The organism is Paenibacillus puldeungensis (assembly GCF_042678945.1).
Lineage (GTDB): Bacteria > Bacillota > Bacilli > Paenibacillales > Paenibacillaceae > Fontibacillus > Fontibacillus puldeungensis.
On sequence record NZ_JBHTLM010000005.1, the window covers coordinates 112,681 to 128,127 of the forward strand.

Genomic DNA, 15,447 nt, shown 5'->3' on the forward strand with positions numbered 1-15,447 from the left:
GCTCTTTATACTGGTATGCCCCATTTTATCAAGGAATAGGCTTCCCTTTCATCCTCGATCTTGCTCTTATGGTCTAAATGGACGGCGATCATCCAACCAACACCTGTATTTCTAGCGATTGATTCCGGAAACTATCATATAATTCGGTAACCAGAATCAAATCGGTCTCGATTTTGTTTTTCGCCAAAAAGGCATGAATTTGTTGAAGTCTCTCTTTCTTGTTGTCTTCATTATACGTCAGACACAAGTATTTTCCCCTTGGTATGGTGCTCACGGTGAATTCTAAATCGGTGAACTCTTGCCGGAATGCTTCCATGTTCATTGTCAGGTAAGCGGAAGTATAGGTTTCCAGACCGCCCCATATCGTAGTACCGATACCCGGATTCTTCATTTACAAAAGCAGGCGTAAGCAACCCGATTTTGTCGTAATGCCGCAAGGCTTGTATGGACACGTTATTGATTTTTGCCGTTTCGCCAATCGAAAACTTAGTTTTCATACAAAAAGCCCCTTTACTCTATACTTGGTATAGACTTTACAATTTGAATTGAGCAAAAACAAGTCCTTCATTCAAATCAAAAGGAGCACTGGTAAACATGAAAAAATTATGTTTTATTGTAGGCTAGGGTCTTTTTCCTTACTAAATCCGGGACAAACTATAAATTGAGGTGTGCTTATGAGCTTAAGGTTTGAATCTTTGAGTCGCCATTCTGCGGAAATTGAAAAAGTAAAAGAACTGTTCCGCACTTCTTTTCCTAAAAGTGAACAAATCCCTTTGTGGTTTTTACGAATGAAATTCAAGCAAGACTTTGTCGATTTTTTTGTCTTCTATGACGACAATCAGTTTGTGGGTTTTACTTACTTAATTACGCATCAACAGTTAACGTTTATTTTATATCTGGCCATCGATCCTTCCTTACGGTCGCAGGGTTACGGGCAGAAGGTGCTGGCCGGAATTAAAGAAAAGTACCCCGGGAATCGGATCGTCCTGAATATAGAAGCCGTGGATGAGTCGTCAGACAATTACCAGCAGCGGCTGAAGCGCAGGGAATTCTATGTACGCAATGGTTACATAAATACAGGTCTGCAACTCATAGAGCGCGGAGCTTTATACGAGGTCTTGGTGGATCAAGGCGAAGTCGATCTGGAGGAGTACCGCTATCTGTTCAAAAAGTTTGTGGGCGCCTTTCTCTACCGATTTTTTAAGCCAAAATTGTATACATGCAAAGGCATTTAGGCCAAAGCACTTTCCCTTATTTCATTCAGTTCGAAAAATTTTCTTAAATGCGGGAACAGCAAACCCATCACCTAAAATGTCCATGGATTTGAAATAATTAAGCTCTAGGAACTGGTCCAACTTTTCAGAAGTCTCATGCATCGGTGTATGCGTTAAAAACGCGATCTCCGGGATAAAAACAACCTCAGGAGCAACTCTCCGATGGATGTCCTGTATGGCTTGTAATTCGACCCATTAACACAGGTTTTATATGCATAGCATTCCACTGATTCATCTCATGCAGATCTGCAAACTTCGGGCACTCAGGTATCTTTACACCACACCAATCCTCAATATATCTCTTATTTCCGCCCCTGGTGATATGATTGTGTAAATCTGCTTTGGGTACTTTTCTCATTTCAGCCAAGCTATTTTGCTGCAAAGCCGCTATAAACTGATCTTTCATAAGTTACCCGCCTCCCCTGGATTCTCAATAATGACTTTCTAATCTATACGGTAGGGCTAATGAATGGTTACACAAGACACGTAAAACAACAAAAAAGGAGATCTCTTAAAGACCTCCCAATATGCTAGTTACTCTTGTTAACTATCTCTTTGGTTTTACCCTAATCCACACTTCGCTCCAGCATGTGCTGCCGTTGCCGTAATACAGTTCCAATTCATAACCGTCAATCTTTTCATAATCGGCCGTCGGCATCCACTCGGTGTATACTCGCTTGGTAAGATTCTGAATAGCTTCGCTTGTACCAGCCACTGTATGATTTTCAGTTCTGAAAATCGCCCATGTTGCAGCTGGAACAATCACTTCTTCATACCCCTCCGTTTGGCTTTTGCTTGTTTTATAGGCGAAAAGCATATAAGGAAACGAATTATTACCTTCAACCGGACGGTAATCGCAAATAGCATTGACCAAACATAAATTGTTCGGTGCTTCTGGAATCATGTTCGTTGATCTGGTAAGTTTGTCGATCCTGCCGTCACTAAGTGCATCTAGCCAAAATTGAGGTATAGAATTGAAATTCTCCCCGTTATCCGTGGTCATAATACTTTCGATACCATAAACAACAAATGCATCCTTTGATTCAATTCTGTAATTCATCGGAACAACTCCTCTAACTGTCAGTAGGAAAGAGATTCGGGGATAGGCTGTGAGAATCACGCCTTTATCGCGCGCCGATGACGGCGTTGTCCCATGAATATGGTTAAAGGCTCGTGTAAAAGATTCTGGAGAGTCGTAACCATACTTTAGCGCAAGGTCAATAATCTTAATGTTACTGTTCTGTAGCTCAAAAGCAGCAAGGGTCATCTTCCTACGTCTGATATACTCATGCAAGGAAACATCTGCTACTATTGAAAATACTCTCTGAAAATTGGAGTTGGAACAGCAAGCAATCCTTGCTGCTTTTGTCATATCAATATCCGTGCAGAGGTTATCTTCGATATAGTCGAGCGCTTTATTCATTCTTTCAACCCATGTCATCCCGTTCCCTCCCCTCTGATATTAGTTAATCAGTTATTCAGATAAAAATCCTTGCAGATGATGCGCAAATAATGCATGCCTTTTTTGCCCATATAATAGCGCGACTTGTAGCCTCAACGATCGGCTTCAGAATCGGTTCAGCCGTGTAGTTTTGATAGGTGCGCTCAATGGTAAAACCGGCATCTGACAGCCAATCGTAAACTTGCGTTAGCGTAGGAATGTGCTTATACCAACACTTGGGCATAATGATTTGCTCACCGCTATTTGTGATGAGCTCCCAGTGACCCGTTCCGGTACAAATCTGGGTTATTGGATCATACACGCTGCCATAGGTAACGGTGCAACCCGTCGTGCCCAATTCGTCTGTCCCTTTGAAATAGCTGCTTTCTTGTAAGCTATTGAATCGATCAGTTGGATTATAATGCAAGTCAAAATCCATATAAAGGTGTCCACCCGTGCGAAGGGCTTCTGAAGCTTTTTTAATAAGGGATTTTTGCGCCTCTTTGTAGTCCATCTTGCTTTCAATGTTAATCAGGATATTGCCTGCCATGACTACAACATCAAAATCGACACCCCAACCGGAAGTTGCTGCATCCGCCTGATAACAGCGTATATTCTGCAAACCCTCCATTCGGCGATAACAGCGCAGGAGCATATGCTCATCGGCATCAAAGCCTGTAACGAAATGATTCGCCATTGCTAGAGGGACACAGATCCTACCCCCACCGCAGGCAACTTCAAGTATATTCAGTGGTTGATTTCCCGTTTGCTCTGTAAGTACCTTTAACAGAAAATCGACGTCGTGTGTTTGGTTTTCAAACTGTTCATACACACTGGCATACCAATGTTTTGCGATATAATCTCTGTTCACAGATTTACCTCCTATTTTTCAGGAGGGTTAAAGCACAGTAATCACCCTCCAAGAAATGAAACGGACGGACAAAACTGTTATATTACTCATCTATCATCACCCTTTCGACATTTAATGAAAAGCAGGAAAACTGTATTTCACTATGATTTTAACTGGAATAATTTTTAGTACAAATGTAAAAATTCATTATAGTTATTCTGTCAAAGTTTACTTGAAGTAGTGCCTCCCGAAATGCAGAAGACGCTTCGCTTATTAAAGCAAAAAAGGTCTGTAGACTTAGACTTCTGCAGACCTCATATACTATGATCCCTTTTTAGCGAATAAAGAGTGGCCCTCACGCCTCGCTCTTAAATCCGAATACCACGTATCTATTCAAAAAAATCTTCAGGCGAGGTCGAAAACAGTACTAGTTCTCATACAGATGAGAGGTATCCATATGCTCCAGAAGTTCAGCCGCATTCTTTTCCATGTAAGCAATCACTTTATCAGATAGGGCATTCCCAAAGCTAAATCGTCTTACGCCCAATGCTCTGAGCTTATTACAGTTTGTTAGGCCAGGTAATGACATCACATTCAGTGCAGCATTAAGATTCATTGTGATTTCTTTAATCTCATTCTCTTCCACTAAACCGGGAATAAAAATCCCACTAGCCCCACTCTCAACGTAGGCCTGCGCTCGCTCAATCGTCTACAATAGAGGATTTTGTCTTTGAAGGTATGTATCCGTTCTTGCGTTAACATAAAAATCCTTATATCCATGGCTCTCCAACGCCGCCCTTATATTCCTTAAAAGGTCACAATGCTCAGCGATCTCTCTTAATCCATTTTGTGTTTTGAGTGAATCCTCAATATTGATACCAGCAACCCCTGTATCTGCTGTCCTTAGCACATGATCCACAATGGTTTGCCTATCTTCTCCGTACCCCGCTTCAATATCCGCAGACACTGGAACCTTTACGTTCTCTGCTATAGTTTTAATGATTCCTAAATGCCTTTCAAAATTAATCAATTCTCCATCCGCATATCCTAGTGAGTTAGCGATCCCCCAACTGGTCGTACCAATGGCTTTGAATCCTGCTTTCTCAAGTATTAAGGCCGAAAGCAAATCCCAGGCGTTTCCTAGAAACAAGATATCCTCTGAAAAATGCAGCTCCTTGAATTTCTGAATTTTGCTCATCATATTTCCTCCTCGTTATGTTTATTAGAATCATTCTAACAAGTCTTCGCCCCCGATCTCGTCCCCATTCTTGCTTTTATGGTCTGTTTTATAAAACAAAAGAAGCGAAGCCATTGTGCCTCACTTCTTCTTTTATCTACACATATATATTCAAATCCATGCGCCACAAGGAATTCCGCAAAAAAACTTGCCCTTATTTGTGATACAGTTCAGCTTAACGGGTCTATCGGTCAAACAAAGCGCGTAATTTCAAAAGGCCGTCGAAGCATTCGGCGGCCCGGGTTGTCGTCTATGCAATTTGCGTAATAACAAGATGTGCGGAAACTGGCCTTGTTCCTCCTGCTAATGGAGTGATCGTGAGTGCCGCGGCGTTGCCAGCAGGGTTTCGAACTGTGAGTACTGAATTAATGACCGTTGTTTGCACAAGAGCCATTCCTACTATTTGAGAAGTACCTGTTGCACGCCCGACCACCGTATAAGCCAGATCAGCGCCGTTGAGTGTTAAAATGAGTTGGCCCGGTTGATTTACACCTACCTGAAACAAAACCTGATAAGTACCAATTGTCGCCAAGTTAAATGAGCTCGCATTTACACGCGTAATTTCAGTCCCACTGATTGGACCGTCCTGTGGAAAACTTACGTCCGTGTTGGGAGCGACAGTTGCTGCATTATCAGGAGGCATCAAGGCAAAAAAATCTGCAAAGCCTATTACTCCACCTGTCGGTCCTGCTGGTCCCGCTGGTCCCGTTGCGCCTGCTGGTCCTACTGGTCCTGCAAGTCCTTCGGGTCCTGCTGGTCCTGTTGGTCCTGCTGGTCCTGCTGGTCCTGCTGGTCCTGCTGGTCCTGCTGGTCCTGCTGGTCCCGCTGGTCCCGCTGGTCCTGCCAACCCTGCTGCACCAATTGCTCCTGCAAGTCCTGCTATTCCTTGAGGGCCAAGTGCTCCTACAAGTCCTTCAGGTCCAATTGCACCAATCGCTCCTACAAGTCCTGCTATTCCTTGAGGACCAAGTGCTCCTGCAAGTCCTTCGGGTCCAAGTGCACCAATCGCTCCTACAAGTCCTGCTATTCCTTGGGGGCCAAGTGCTCCTGCAAGTCCTTCGGGTCCAATTGCACCAATCGCTCCTACAAGTCCTGCTATTCCTTGGGGGCCAAGTGCTCCTGCAAGTCCCTCGGGTCCAAGTGCACCAATCGCTCCTACAAGTCCTGCTATTCCTTGGGGGCCAAGTGCTCCTGCAAGTCCCTCGGGGCCAAGTGCACCAATTGCTCCTACAAGTCCTGCTATTCCTTGGGGGCCAAGTGCTCCTGCAAGTCCCTCGGGGCCAAGTGCACCAATTGCTCCTACGAGTCCTGCTATTCCTTGGGGGCCAAGTGCTCCGGCAAGTCCTTCAGGTCCAATTGCACCAATCGCTCCTACAAGTCCCGCTATTCCTTGAGGTCCAAGTGCGCCAGCAAATCCTTGGGGCCCAGCTTCTGCAATTGCTCCGGCAAGTTCTTGAAGTAATTGCTGTCCTTTAGGAGGGGGACACGGTACCCGCACTATTTTTTTACAAACTCGAAGTCGACGTTTTTTCTTTTTTCCTTTTGGGCGGCATTCAATTACGATTTTCTTTTTACAGCGTTTGTTTCTATCCAGACAACTCAATAACGACACCTCCCTATAAATATAGTTCAGTGTACGTAAGTCGTTTATCTCGGGCATGGACGAATAGCCGGTAATTGGCTGGACTAAAAACTATTTTAAGAATATTGGGTTCTGAAGACAAACAAAGAAGTGATCATTGAAACGATAAAGTTTCTTCTTCCCCCTCGCGCTCACGATTCCCTATTATTACATTTAGGTCTTTAAATAACTAACAATAAGTACTAATATGTAATCAAACGGACATGGAGGTGTTCAAATGGCTGATTTACTAACCGTCGATCAATTCGCCCAGATGCTCGAAATGCACCCTAGAACGATCAGAAGATACATCCGAGAGAACCAACTAAAAGCGACAAAAGTCGGAGGAGAATGGAGAATTAGAAAGGAGGATGCAGAAATGTTTATGGGCAGTAAAATTGATGAACTAAAATCAGAAGCTATGGACGACATTCAGGCTTTTATGGAAGGAAAAGACAGCGAGGTTGAGGGAAAACTTCAAGTATGTACAGTGCTCGATTGTTATGTTGAAAACCTGGAGGCCTTAAAAATCTCCGAAATCATCATGCGGCACATGAATCAAGCGGACCCTGCGCGGGGAAAAGCGAAGTTCCAATACTTTTTCGATGAGAAGGAGAAAAAAGGACGGTATATTATTTGGGGAACACCCGCCTTTGTTGGTAAAGTTCTTTCAGCGGTTGGGGAGGCAGTACAGTAATGTGAAACGAGCAGTTCAGTAAAATCGATTTCCTACACGACGAAGTCCTGTTAAAATGACATGCCGTCGAATACGACGAAGAAAGATGAATAAAGCGACTGCAGCCATGGCTTGGGGCCATCAGCGGCAGCCGCTTTATTTTGTTATAATAATATTTTTTATTTTCCGGTTTCTGGCATGATCCAGACAACCTCGCACAAGCGAACGAAGAAGGTTGAATCCCTTTCTTGAATTACGACATGATCCGGCTTTGCGTCAACTACCATACCGCTTACTGATCCCCGAACCGTGTCGAGAACCGCTCTTTTTCCGATCAGACTACGCACGGCTGCGTACACGTAAGGCTCGATGACGACGACCTGAACTGGCTGTTGCATAGTGGGTGGCATCGAGTGCATCGGCTGGTTCATGCCCATTGTCATTTGAGGCATTACAGATGATGGTACCATGTTATTCAATTGAATCCCTCCGTTTTGGTATTCATACAAACCAATGTATGAGCCCGCCCACGAAAGAGTTCACGATATATTTGTTAAATTTGATACGGACGGCCCTACCCTTGACCTCATTTGCCATTCATGAACAGGATCGTGGAAATGCCTTTTTGCCGGGTGGGGTCAGGGACTTTTAACATTCCAATATCGATTAAATGCTTAAGTACGTAGACGCGCATGGTTCCTGACGCCATGTTGTTCTGCGACCAGTAACGCACATATTTATGCGCATGTTCTGGCTGACCGTCAAGATACAAACGGTAGACCTCCTGATCCAATTTTCTTGCAGCTTCTTTGATTCGTTCGGACGGTTGTGGAATCGCCGCTTGCAGACGTTCTCCGGTTTGCTTATCTTTACAATAGACAATATTTACTTCAAAGCCCGAGTCCTTTCGAAGCAAATAGTGTTTGTCGAATAGACGACGGTAGATATCGATATTCGCATGGTTTTGCGGCAAATCCCCATGAATCACGTGCACCAAGTTGATAAAATCCGAATTCAGATTATCTCTCCAGCCGCCCTGCCGACCGCACCACCACATGTCGAACTGCCATGCTTTCATGGCAAGCTCATCGGATTCCCGATTCATATCGCCGCACCAATAATATAGGTTGCGATCAAAGCTGACATCAAACTTTCTGTCAATTGTTGCATATGCCACGTAATCGCCGCCATCTTTTCGGCTGACGGAAACTTCTTCATGACTCACCTTATTGAGTTCTTTGAAGCTCAACTGTTTACCGGCATACGGGATGAGGCTCCATAACAACAAATTGACATCGCCGTCTGGAATGTAAACACCCGTGTCTTGGAACACTTCAGCCATCGAGAAAAACGCCTTGAAATAATGCTCGACAGCCATCTCAGCATACTCTGTGAACAAACGGTGCAGTGCCTCACTTTTTGCTTGGGACGGATCATCAATGTACATATTAGTACGATATTTCCCGCCCGAGAGTTGATCCATAAAACCATACTCTTCTAAAAAATTGATTTCATCCTCGATAAATACAGGCGAAATGCCCAGCTCCTCGGCAATTTCATTTACGGTAAGCGGTTTGTGATAAGCGGAGTAGGCGATGTTTTGCCGGATTGTCGTCGCCAGAAAGTCGGAGGTGTCGCCTTTGTTCCCCGGGGATCCACTATGCCCTAAACCTACCATGCGGATTGGATTGATGCCGAGATTTCCCATCGATCGGATGGTGTTCATGTTTTGTTTCAGCTCCTTTTTCGCTTCGAATAAGTGCCATTTGACCGTGCCCCCGGAAAGCCCCATCGCAGCCGCGATCTCGCTAATTTTCATGCCGCCGTAATAATACTTGACTACGATTTCCCGTTGCTGATGAGATAAAAAAGCGATTTCCCGCCGCAATGCGCCAGCCGTCTCTTGACGGATCATCGCGTCCAAGCCCTCGTCATTGGACATCACCTCGTTGTCATCTATCCGCAAGTGGTTGGACACTTTCACTTTCTCACCAACGTATTTCGCCCACACATAATGCGCGATCTTAAAGACATAGCTGTTCAGATCAAGGAATTCTGACTTTTTGAGAAGCGTCTGATATACCTCCAGCGTCATTCTTCCCGCCAGCTCCTCGGCTTCGGCGATATTGCCCGTTTTGTTCAAGGCAAATCCGTACAGCGGCTTGATGTAATCCTTGATAACACGGTCGGCTTGGGGTTTATCCATGACTTGAAAGCTCCTTCTTCTTGAATGGCACTCCATTAAATACTGCAGCGAAAACGAAAAAGGTTGGGTAAATGAGAAAAAAACTTTCGCTTCGAGTGCTTTCTTTCAAAAACTGTAACAGCAACGATGTAAAAATAATATCTAATAAGTTACTGGCGAACCTACTTCGATAGACATTAAATCATAGCAGCAAACACGGACTGCCCCAAAACAAAGAGAACAGCCCGCAGGCTGTTCTCTTTGTTATCTTCCTTAGAAGCACGTGAATGAGCTAATCCGGTTCAAATCTATGCCAAAGTACGCCCAGAAATAACCGAACCATCTAAACCCTGCAATAGAATTACGCCCGACGAATACCGGGAAGAACCAGAATTGCTCGCCGTTGTTCAGCCAAACGTATGTGTTACGGAACAGGCAGCGTCTGATCCCGCCGGGGTCAACAGCAAATGTGGTGGCCGACATTTGCGGTACGAATTGCGGTGGAGGAGCCGTCGGCGCTTGAACGCCTCCCGGTGCACCCCCCGGAAATCCCGGAGTCCCCGGAAATCCACCTGGAAACCCCGGCCCTCCTGGCACGCTTGGTCCGCCCGGGAATCCCGGAAATCCTCCGCTGCTTCCCGGCGTTGGAAAAAATCCCATATGTGATCGCTCCTTTCAATGAATAGGCATAATCATTATATGCATTCGCGGAAAGGGCGCTTGGGCGAATGCCCAATTAGAAATCCCCGCCATCCGATGGATGGCCCTTTCCTCTCTAGCTACATGTTTTGCTTCTCCAATGAACTAAGCTCTTCTTCAATCCGACTTGCGTCAATTAGAGTTGTGCTCACGTGGTACCACCCAATTTTATCAAATGCCTCACGGCATTCACCTCTTCAGGTACGACACTATTCGCGTTTATACCCTTGCACAGTAACGATTGCGGGTTCCGGCGCAGCCTACAACCACATGAGGCTTAATATCAAATTACTTCAGATGCTTATTCAGTATGTTCTCTTCTAAAACATCAAATTTATTTCCGTAAACTTTGGTAATATGTTTTTCTCCCCAAGCACATAAAGAATCCAGAATTTCTTTCAAACTCCAACCATATTCACTTAGCTCATACTCCACTTTGGGAGGAACTTGGTTATAAACAATTCGATGAATGACTCCGTCTTCTTCTAATTCACGTAGTTGCTGCGTTAACATTTTTTGAGTAATGTTTGGCATCAGACGTTTCAATTCACTTGTGCGTTTCCTTCCATGCGTTAAGTGACATAAAATCACACATTTCCATTTTCCACCAATGACCTCGAGAGTTGCTTCTACCGAAATATTGTACTTCTTCTGTTGCATTGTAAGTTCCTCCTAATATATAGGCACTAAAAAGTTCCTATGGCACTTTTAAGTATCTATATTACTTAAAAGTGCGTACTTCTCTTTAATATCCTTTTATCTCATAATAGCATTTGCGGGTTAGACATAACAGTATCCAATTTTTATCGGTTTCATGAAGTGCGCGCACTAACCCAATATCATATTTCAGGAGGAAAAAATGTCTTTAGATAAAAAGCGAAGCACCTTCGCCTTGCTTGCCCTAGCAGTAAGTGCATTTGCCATTGGCACCACCGAATTTATCAGTGTGGGGCTCCTGCCATTAATTGCAGAGGATTTAAATATATCTGTCACGACAGCCGGCCTAACCGTTTCTTTATATGCCCTAGGAGTAACTTTTGGAGCACCTGTCCTAACTTCTATGACCTCCAAGATGCCACGAAAATCTTTACTACTTTGGATTATGGTGATTTTTATTATTGGAAATAGTATCGCTGCTTCTGCTATAAATATCGGAGTTTTACTTGTAGCGCGTGTTATTTCTGCCTTTTCACATGGTGTTTTCATGTCAATCGGCTCCACGATTGCAGCGGATCTAGTTCCAGAAAATCGAAGAGCTAGTGCGATATCGATCATGTTCACGGGGCTTACGGTAGCAACTGTCACAGGGGTACCCTTCGGAACATTCATCGGTCAGCAATTGGGCTGGAGAATAGCCTTTATCGTCATCGTAGCTGTCGGTATCCTTGCGCTAATCGCCAACAGTATCCTGGTTCCATCCGATCTACGTAAAGGAAAACAAACTACACTCAAAGATCAGTTCAAATTAGTCACAAATGGTCGCCTAATGCTTATCTTTATCATTACAGCTTTAGGCTACGGAGGAACATTCGTTGTCTTTACTTATTTATCCCCCTTGTTACAAAATATCACTGGGTTTAAAGAAGGCATTGTTGCCGTGATTTTACTTGTCTATGGAATAGCTATTGCAATTGGGAACATAATTGGTGGAAGACTATCCAATCAAAATCCAATTAAGGCTTTATTTTATATGTTTATTGTCCAAACGATTATCCTATTAATTTTATATTTTACAGCACCATTTAAAATAGTTGGATTGATAACCATTTTCTTAATGGGCATGATGGCTTTTATGAATGTGCCGGGATTACAAGTGTATGTTGTCATATTAGCAGAGCGTTTTGTCCCTGCTGTGGTAGATGTAGCATCGGCTATTAATATTGCTGCATTCAATGCTGGCATTGCGATTGGTTCCTTCTTAGGCGGATTTGTTACTGATTCGATCGGTCTTATTCATACTACATGGATTGGATCGCTCATGGTTTTAGCGGCTGTCCTACTTACGGGTTGGAGTAGATCGCTCGAAGGCAAAGAGCAGCGAAAAGAAACAAAAGAGCTTGCTATCTAAAAGGCTGCTTTTTCAAGCAAACAAGGTGGTGATGCGAGGGTATTTTTATAATCGCTTCATTTTAATCATTAATAATTGGAGGTCTTATAAATGAGTAAAAGTTTACAGAGTACAACAACTTTGCATAATGGGATCAAAATGCCTTGGCTGGGTATTGGGGTTTTTAAAGTTGAAGAAGGTCCCGAACTTGTCAATGCCATCAAATTTGCAATCAAGCATGGATATCGCAGTATAGATACTGCTGCAATTTATGAAAATGAAGCTGGTGTTGGACAAGCCATAAGGGAAGGAATAAAGGATGCTGGAATCTCTAGAGAAGAATTATTTATCACTTCTAAAGTGTGGAGTTCCGATTTAGGTTACGAAGCAACGATAGCAGCGTATGAAACAAGCTTGAAAAAACTTGGCCTTGACTATTTAGACCTTTACCTTATACATTGGCCTGTAGAAGGCAAGTACAAAGAGGCATGGAGAGCGCTTGAAACTCTCTATAAAGAAGGAAAAATAAAAGCTATTGGAGTAAGTAACTTCCAGGTTCACCACCTTAAAGACTTAATGCTAGAGGCACAAGTAAAACCAATGGTAAATCAAGTGGAATACCACCCACGCTTAACACAAAAGGAAGTTCAAACTTTTTGTCAAGATAACGAAATTCAATTAGAAGCCTGGTCACCTTTAATGCAAGGTCAATTATTAAACGACCCCATTTTAATAGAAATTGCTAAAAAGTATAGCAAAACGGTTCCACAAATTATATTACGCTGGGATTTGCAAAATGGCGTTATCACTATTCCAAAATCAACAAAGGAACAAAGAATTATCGAGAACTCAAATATATTCGACTTCGAATTATTGAAGGAAGATATGGAATGTATTAATAGTCTGAATCAAAATCATCGAGTGGGACCAGACCCTGACAACTTTGATTTTTAAAGCCTTGGTTCATCGGTTAAAATCTTAAGATGCCCTCCTTTATGAGAGCATCTTAATTTTTATTAGTGATAATTGATAAGCTCCTCACTATCAACTCCCATTGTCCATCATCAATTAGGGACTGTGTTAAAGTCCCATTACCAACGGTTGACCGCATGCTCCGCAAAGGCCACGAGATCCTTAACCTCGATGACCGTGCCGTCGTCCAAAACGGCCTTCCCGTTAAACCTTCCGAAAATTTGGTGGCAATGTGTATCAATAATTTTCAGCTTCGTTTCTGTGTACCGATCATAGATCGGCGTGAACTGCATCTCGAATCGCCCATCATCGCTGGTGAAGGTTTTCTTGGCCATGTAACCGCCGCCTCCTTGCAGGTCGAAGTGAACCTGGCCGAGCTTATGCGCTTCACCGTCATAGAACAAGATGTTCTCCGTGGCGGCGGACGTGTTGCCGAAGCCATAGCCGATGTTAAAGCCGAACCGTTTGCCGAAGGTATAACCGCTGCCGCTTCCCCAGAACCACTCATGACTGAACGGCCATACGCCCCGGCCCCAATCAAGAAGACCGAAGGCGGTATCGGCCTCGAACTGATATTCCTGCTCCCCAATTCGGGCAACACCGCTAGCAGGCATACCATTGATTTTATGGTTGTAATAGAAAAAGCGTCTATCCTCATCGAATGGCGTTGCCATCACAATCGAGGTAGGATCAGGCTGAATTAGCCGAATATCGATGTCGATTGGTAACTGCTTGCCGTTGCCGTCGGACTTGCAAATAAGCCTGCGCTCTCCGTCCGTCACTTGAAATTGCATGAGGAAGCCCTTTTTTCGATACATCAGATCGCCTTGCTCGGCTGTTGTCGGCATCTTCAACCGACCGAATGGAAATATAAGCATGTTCGAAATATCGTACCGTTTACCAGTTTCAAACTCGAAGAGCCTCACGGATACATCGCCGGCGTAGGAGACATGCCCGATGGTCATCTGCAAGCAAAACTGATCGTTCGACACTTGATAGAAGTCCCATTCCTTCACGCGCCAGGGCGGCGCCTTGATGGCCTCCCGATTGAAGGTGAGAACGGCTTGGGTCGAGTATCCACGCTGCATTAGGATACCGTCGCTGCCCAGTAAAGGACCGGGCGTATGAATCCGATTTTGCATAAGTCGATCCCTCCACAATTAAGTAGCCTCGTTTATAAGGCATGCAGCCGCTTCTTCGCATGCTTGGCCGCGGGGATGAGCGGGAGTAGAGTGAGGAGCGTCATGACCGCCGAGACGATGAATAACGATTCGGTTGGAACCATGCCTGCTACGCCATCGATCTCCATGTGAACCCCGTAACGGTTAATGAAATAACCCGAGATCAGCGGTCCGATCACCATGGGCACACATACGGCGAACACCATCTTGACCCCTTCAAATTGGCCGCGTTGGTGCTCGGGATACAGATTTTTGATCCAAGCAGTTATGGTTTGCACCATCAACACATAGCCTATGCCCGCACCGAAAATGCCGATTAGCAGAACCATACGATTCGAGAACATCGAAATGAGGACGAGGCCGGCGATATTGGCGGCGATCGCGTACCCTATTACCGGAGCAATCCGGCCGCGGTTAATCACCTTCGCCACTGGAATCGTCAAGAAGATGGCGGCTAGCAGCCCGACTCCCTGCAGCGTTCCGGCCATCGCGTAGTCCATATTCAAGTAGTTGTTCAGATAGATCGTAATGTAAGGAAAATAAACGTTGAACCCGATAAAATATACGCCATTGACAATGAACACCCAGAATAGCTCCTTATTCGCCAAAACGGTATGGATGCGAAACACCTCGGCGAATTGCGCCCCATAACCACCCTCATGCTTTCTAGCGGTCAATCGGGAATGGTCCCGAAGGGTGAAGAGCGCAAACACTCCCGTCAGCATCACGATGCCGCCCATCAGAGCGAAGAAAGGAAAAAAGTCGAACGCATCGACAATCATCCCTGATACGATAGCTCCGAAGATCGTAGCGAGCACGGGCATGGCGGCGAATGCGCCCCCGAGCTTACCGCGGTTACTCGCGTTCGAGATGTCGGTCGTCCATGCATTGTAACCGGCGTCATAACCCGTAGAGCCGAAGAAGCTCATTACGGCATCAGCCGCTACAACGAAGACGACGGCAACGATCAGCGGATCCTTGGGAAGAAACTCCGCCAAGCCAAAAGCAATCGTGAGCGCTCCCCAACAAATGTAACCGATTGCAATAAACGGCTTGCGCTTGCCTATACGGTCGCTCCACGTACCCACAAGAAAAGCAGCGAGTGTCGAGACGACGGCGCTTACGCCAACCATCCATGAAATAATGGCAGGATCTTTGGCAATTTTGTCATACACATAGGTGTTGAACCAGGAATTCTCGATATTCCAGCATATTTGACCGGCCATTCCAAGAATCCAGACGAGCATCCAATTTCTCCGGGAAA

Annotated in this window: 15 protein-coding genes and 1 pseudogene; 4 read left to right on the plus strand and 12 right to left on the minus strand. The window is 44.7% G+C overall.

Annotated elements, in window-relative coordinates:
* Nucleotides 1-230: 230 nt before the first annotated feature.
* Nucleotides 231-497 carry a MerR family DNA-binding transcriptional regulator gene (locus ACFQ3W_RS09090; RefSeq protein WP_379318865.1) on the minus strand — a complete coding sequence of 89 codons (267 nt, stop codon included), beginning with the start codon at nucleotides 495-497 and terminating at the stop codon, nucleotides 231-233.
* A 177-nt stretch (nucleotides 498-674) separates the two neighbouring features.
* Here ACFQ3W_RS09090 and ACFQ3W_RS09095 point away from each other — a divergent pair, with 177 nt between their 5' ends.
* Nucleotides 675-1,235 (plus strand): GNAT family N-acetyltransferase, encoded by a 561-nt coding sequence (locus ACFQ3W_RS09095; protein WP_379318867.1) that lies wholly within the window; start codon nucleotides 675-677, stop codon nucleotides 1,233-1,235.
* Between the two features lie 184 nt (nucleotides 1,236-1,419).
* On the opposite strand, the gene ACFQ3W_RS09100 is transcribed toward ACFQ3W_RS09095, so the two are convergent.
* The 5 genes and pseudogenes from ACFQ3W_RS09100 to ACFQ3W_RS09120 form a co-directional block, all read right to left on the minus strand.
* Nucleotides 1,420-1,680 (minus strand): hypothetical protein, encoded by a 261-nt coding sequence (locus tag ACFQ3W_RS09100; protein WP_379318869.1) that lies wholly within the window; start codon nucleotides 1,678-1,680, stop codon nucleotides 1,420-1,422.
* Nucleotides 1,681-1,821: 141 nt separating this feature from the next.
* Nucleotides 1,822-2,715, minus strand: coding sequence for an AraC family transcriptional regulator (locus tag ACFQ3W_RS09105; RefSeq protein WP_379318871.1), 894 nt, complete (start codon nucleotides 2,713-2,715; stop codon nucleotides 1,822-1,824).
* Nucleotides 2,716-2,752: 37 nt separating this feature from the next.
* The gene (locus ACFQ3W_RS09110; RefSeq protein WP_379318873.1) at nucleotides 2,753-3,586 is read right to left on the minus strand and encodes a class I SAM-dependent methyltransferase; all 834 of its coding nucleotides are present in this window, start codon (nucleotides 3,584-3,586) and stop codon (nucleotides 2,753-2,755) included.
* 406 nt (nucleotides 3,587-3,992) lie between these two features.
* Nucleotides 3,993-4,763: pseudogene (locus ACFQ3W_RS09115) on the minus strand (isocitrate lyase/PEP mutase family protein).
* Between the two features lie 289 nt (nucleotides 4,764-5,052).
* Nucleotides 5,053-6,300 (minus strand): collagen-like protein, encoded by a 1,248-nt coding sequence (locus tag ACFQ3W_RS09120; protein ID WP_379318875.1) that lies wholly within the window; start codon nucleotides 6,298-6,300, stop codon nucleotides 5,053-5,055.
* 361 nt (nucleotides 6,301-6,661) lie between these two features.
* On the opposite strand from ACFQ3W_RS09120, the gene ACFQ3W_RS09125 reads away from it, so the two are divergent.
* A complete protein-coding gene (locus ACFQ3W_RS09125) occupies nucleotides 6,662-7,120 on the plus strand; it encodes a helix-turn-helix domain-containing protein (RefSeq protein WP_379318877.1) in 459 nt (152 codons plus the stop codon).
* Between the two features lie 158 nt (nucleotides 7,121-7,278).
* Here ACFQ3W_RS09125 and ACFQ3W_RS09130 read toward each other — a convergent pair whose 3' ends face one another.
* The 4 genes from ACFQ3W_RS09130 to ACFQ3W_RS09145 all read right to left on the minus strand — a co-directional run bounded on the left by ACFQ3W_RS09130 (nucleotide 7,279) and on the right by ACFQ3W_RS09145 (nucleotide 10,643).
* Complete coding sequence (locus tag ACFQ3W_RS09130) at nucleotides 7,279-7,569, minus strand: DUF2642 domain-containing protein (protein WP_379319058.1); 291 nt, start codon at nucleotides 7,567-7,569, stop codon at nucleotides 7,279-7,281.
* 116 nt (nucleotides 7,570-7,685) lie between these two features.
* Complete coding sequence (locus ACFQ3W_RS09135; RefSeq protein ID WP_379318879.1) at nucleotides 7,686-9,305, minus strand: sigma-70 family RNA polymerase sigma factor; 1,620 nt, start codon at nucleotides 9,303-9,305, stop codon at nucleotides 7,686-7,688.
* A gap of 252 nt (nucleotides 9,306-9,557) precedes the next feature.
* Complete coding sequence (locus ACFQ3W_RS09140; protein ID WP_379318881.1) at nucleotides 9,558-9,944, minus strand: collagen-like protein; 387 nt, start codon at nucleotides 9,942-9,944, stop codon at nucleotides 9,558-9,560.
* Between the two features lie 327 nt (nucleotides 9,945-10,271).
* Nucleotides 10,272-10,643, minus strand: a complete 372-nt coding sequence (locus tag ACFQ3W_RS09145) for a winged helix-turn-helix transcriptional regulator (protein WP_379318883.1) — start codon at nucleotides 10,641-10,643, stop codon at nucleotides 10,272-10,274.
* Nucleotides 10,644-10,842: 199 nt separating this feature from the next.
* Here ACFQ3W_RS09145 and ACFQ3W_RS09150 point away from each other — a divergent pair, with 199 nt between their 5' ends.
* Both ACFQ3W_RS09150 and ACFQ3W_RS09155 read left to right on the plus strand, forming a co-directional pair.
* On the plus strand, nucleotides 10,843-12,051 hold the full coding sequence (locus ACFQ3W_RS09150) for an MFS transporter (RefSeq protein ID WP_379318885.1): 1,209 nt from the start codon (nucleotides 10,843-10,845) through the stop codon (nucleotides 12,049-12,051).
* Nucleotides 12,052-12,141: 90 nt separating this feature from the next.
* A complete protein-coding gene (locus ACFQ3W_RS09155; RefSeq protein ID WP_379318887.1) occupies nucleotides 12,142-12,984 on the plus strand; it encodes an aldo/keto reductase in 843 nt (280 codons plus the stop codon).
* A gap of 137 nt (nucleotides 12,985-13,121) precedes the next feature.
* Here the strand turns inward: ACFQ3W_RS09155 and ACFQ3W_RS09160 are convergent, their stop codons facing one another.
* The gene (locus tag ACFQ3W_RS09160; RefSeq protein WP_379318889.1) at nucleotides 13,122-14,144 is read right to left on the minus strand and encodes a DUF2804 domain-containing protein; all 1,023 of its coding nucleotides are present in this window, start codon (nucleotides 14,142-14,144) and stop codon (nucleotides 13,122-13,124) included.
* A 32-nt stretch (nucleotides 14,145-14,176) separates the two neighbouring features.
* Entirely contained in the window at nucleotides 14,177-15,430 is a 1,254-nt protein-coding gene (locus ACFQ3W_RS09165) for an MFS transporter (protein WP_379318890.1), read from the minus strand.
* Nucleotides 15,431-15,447: the final 17 nt, after the last annotated feature.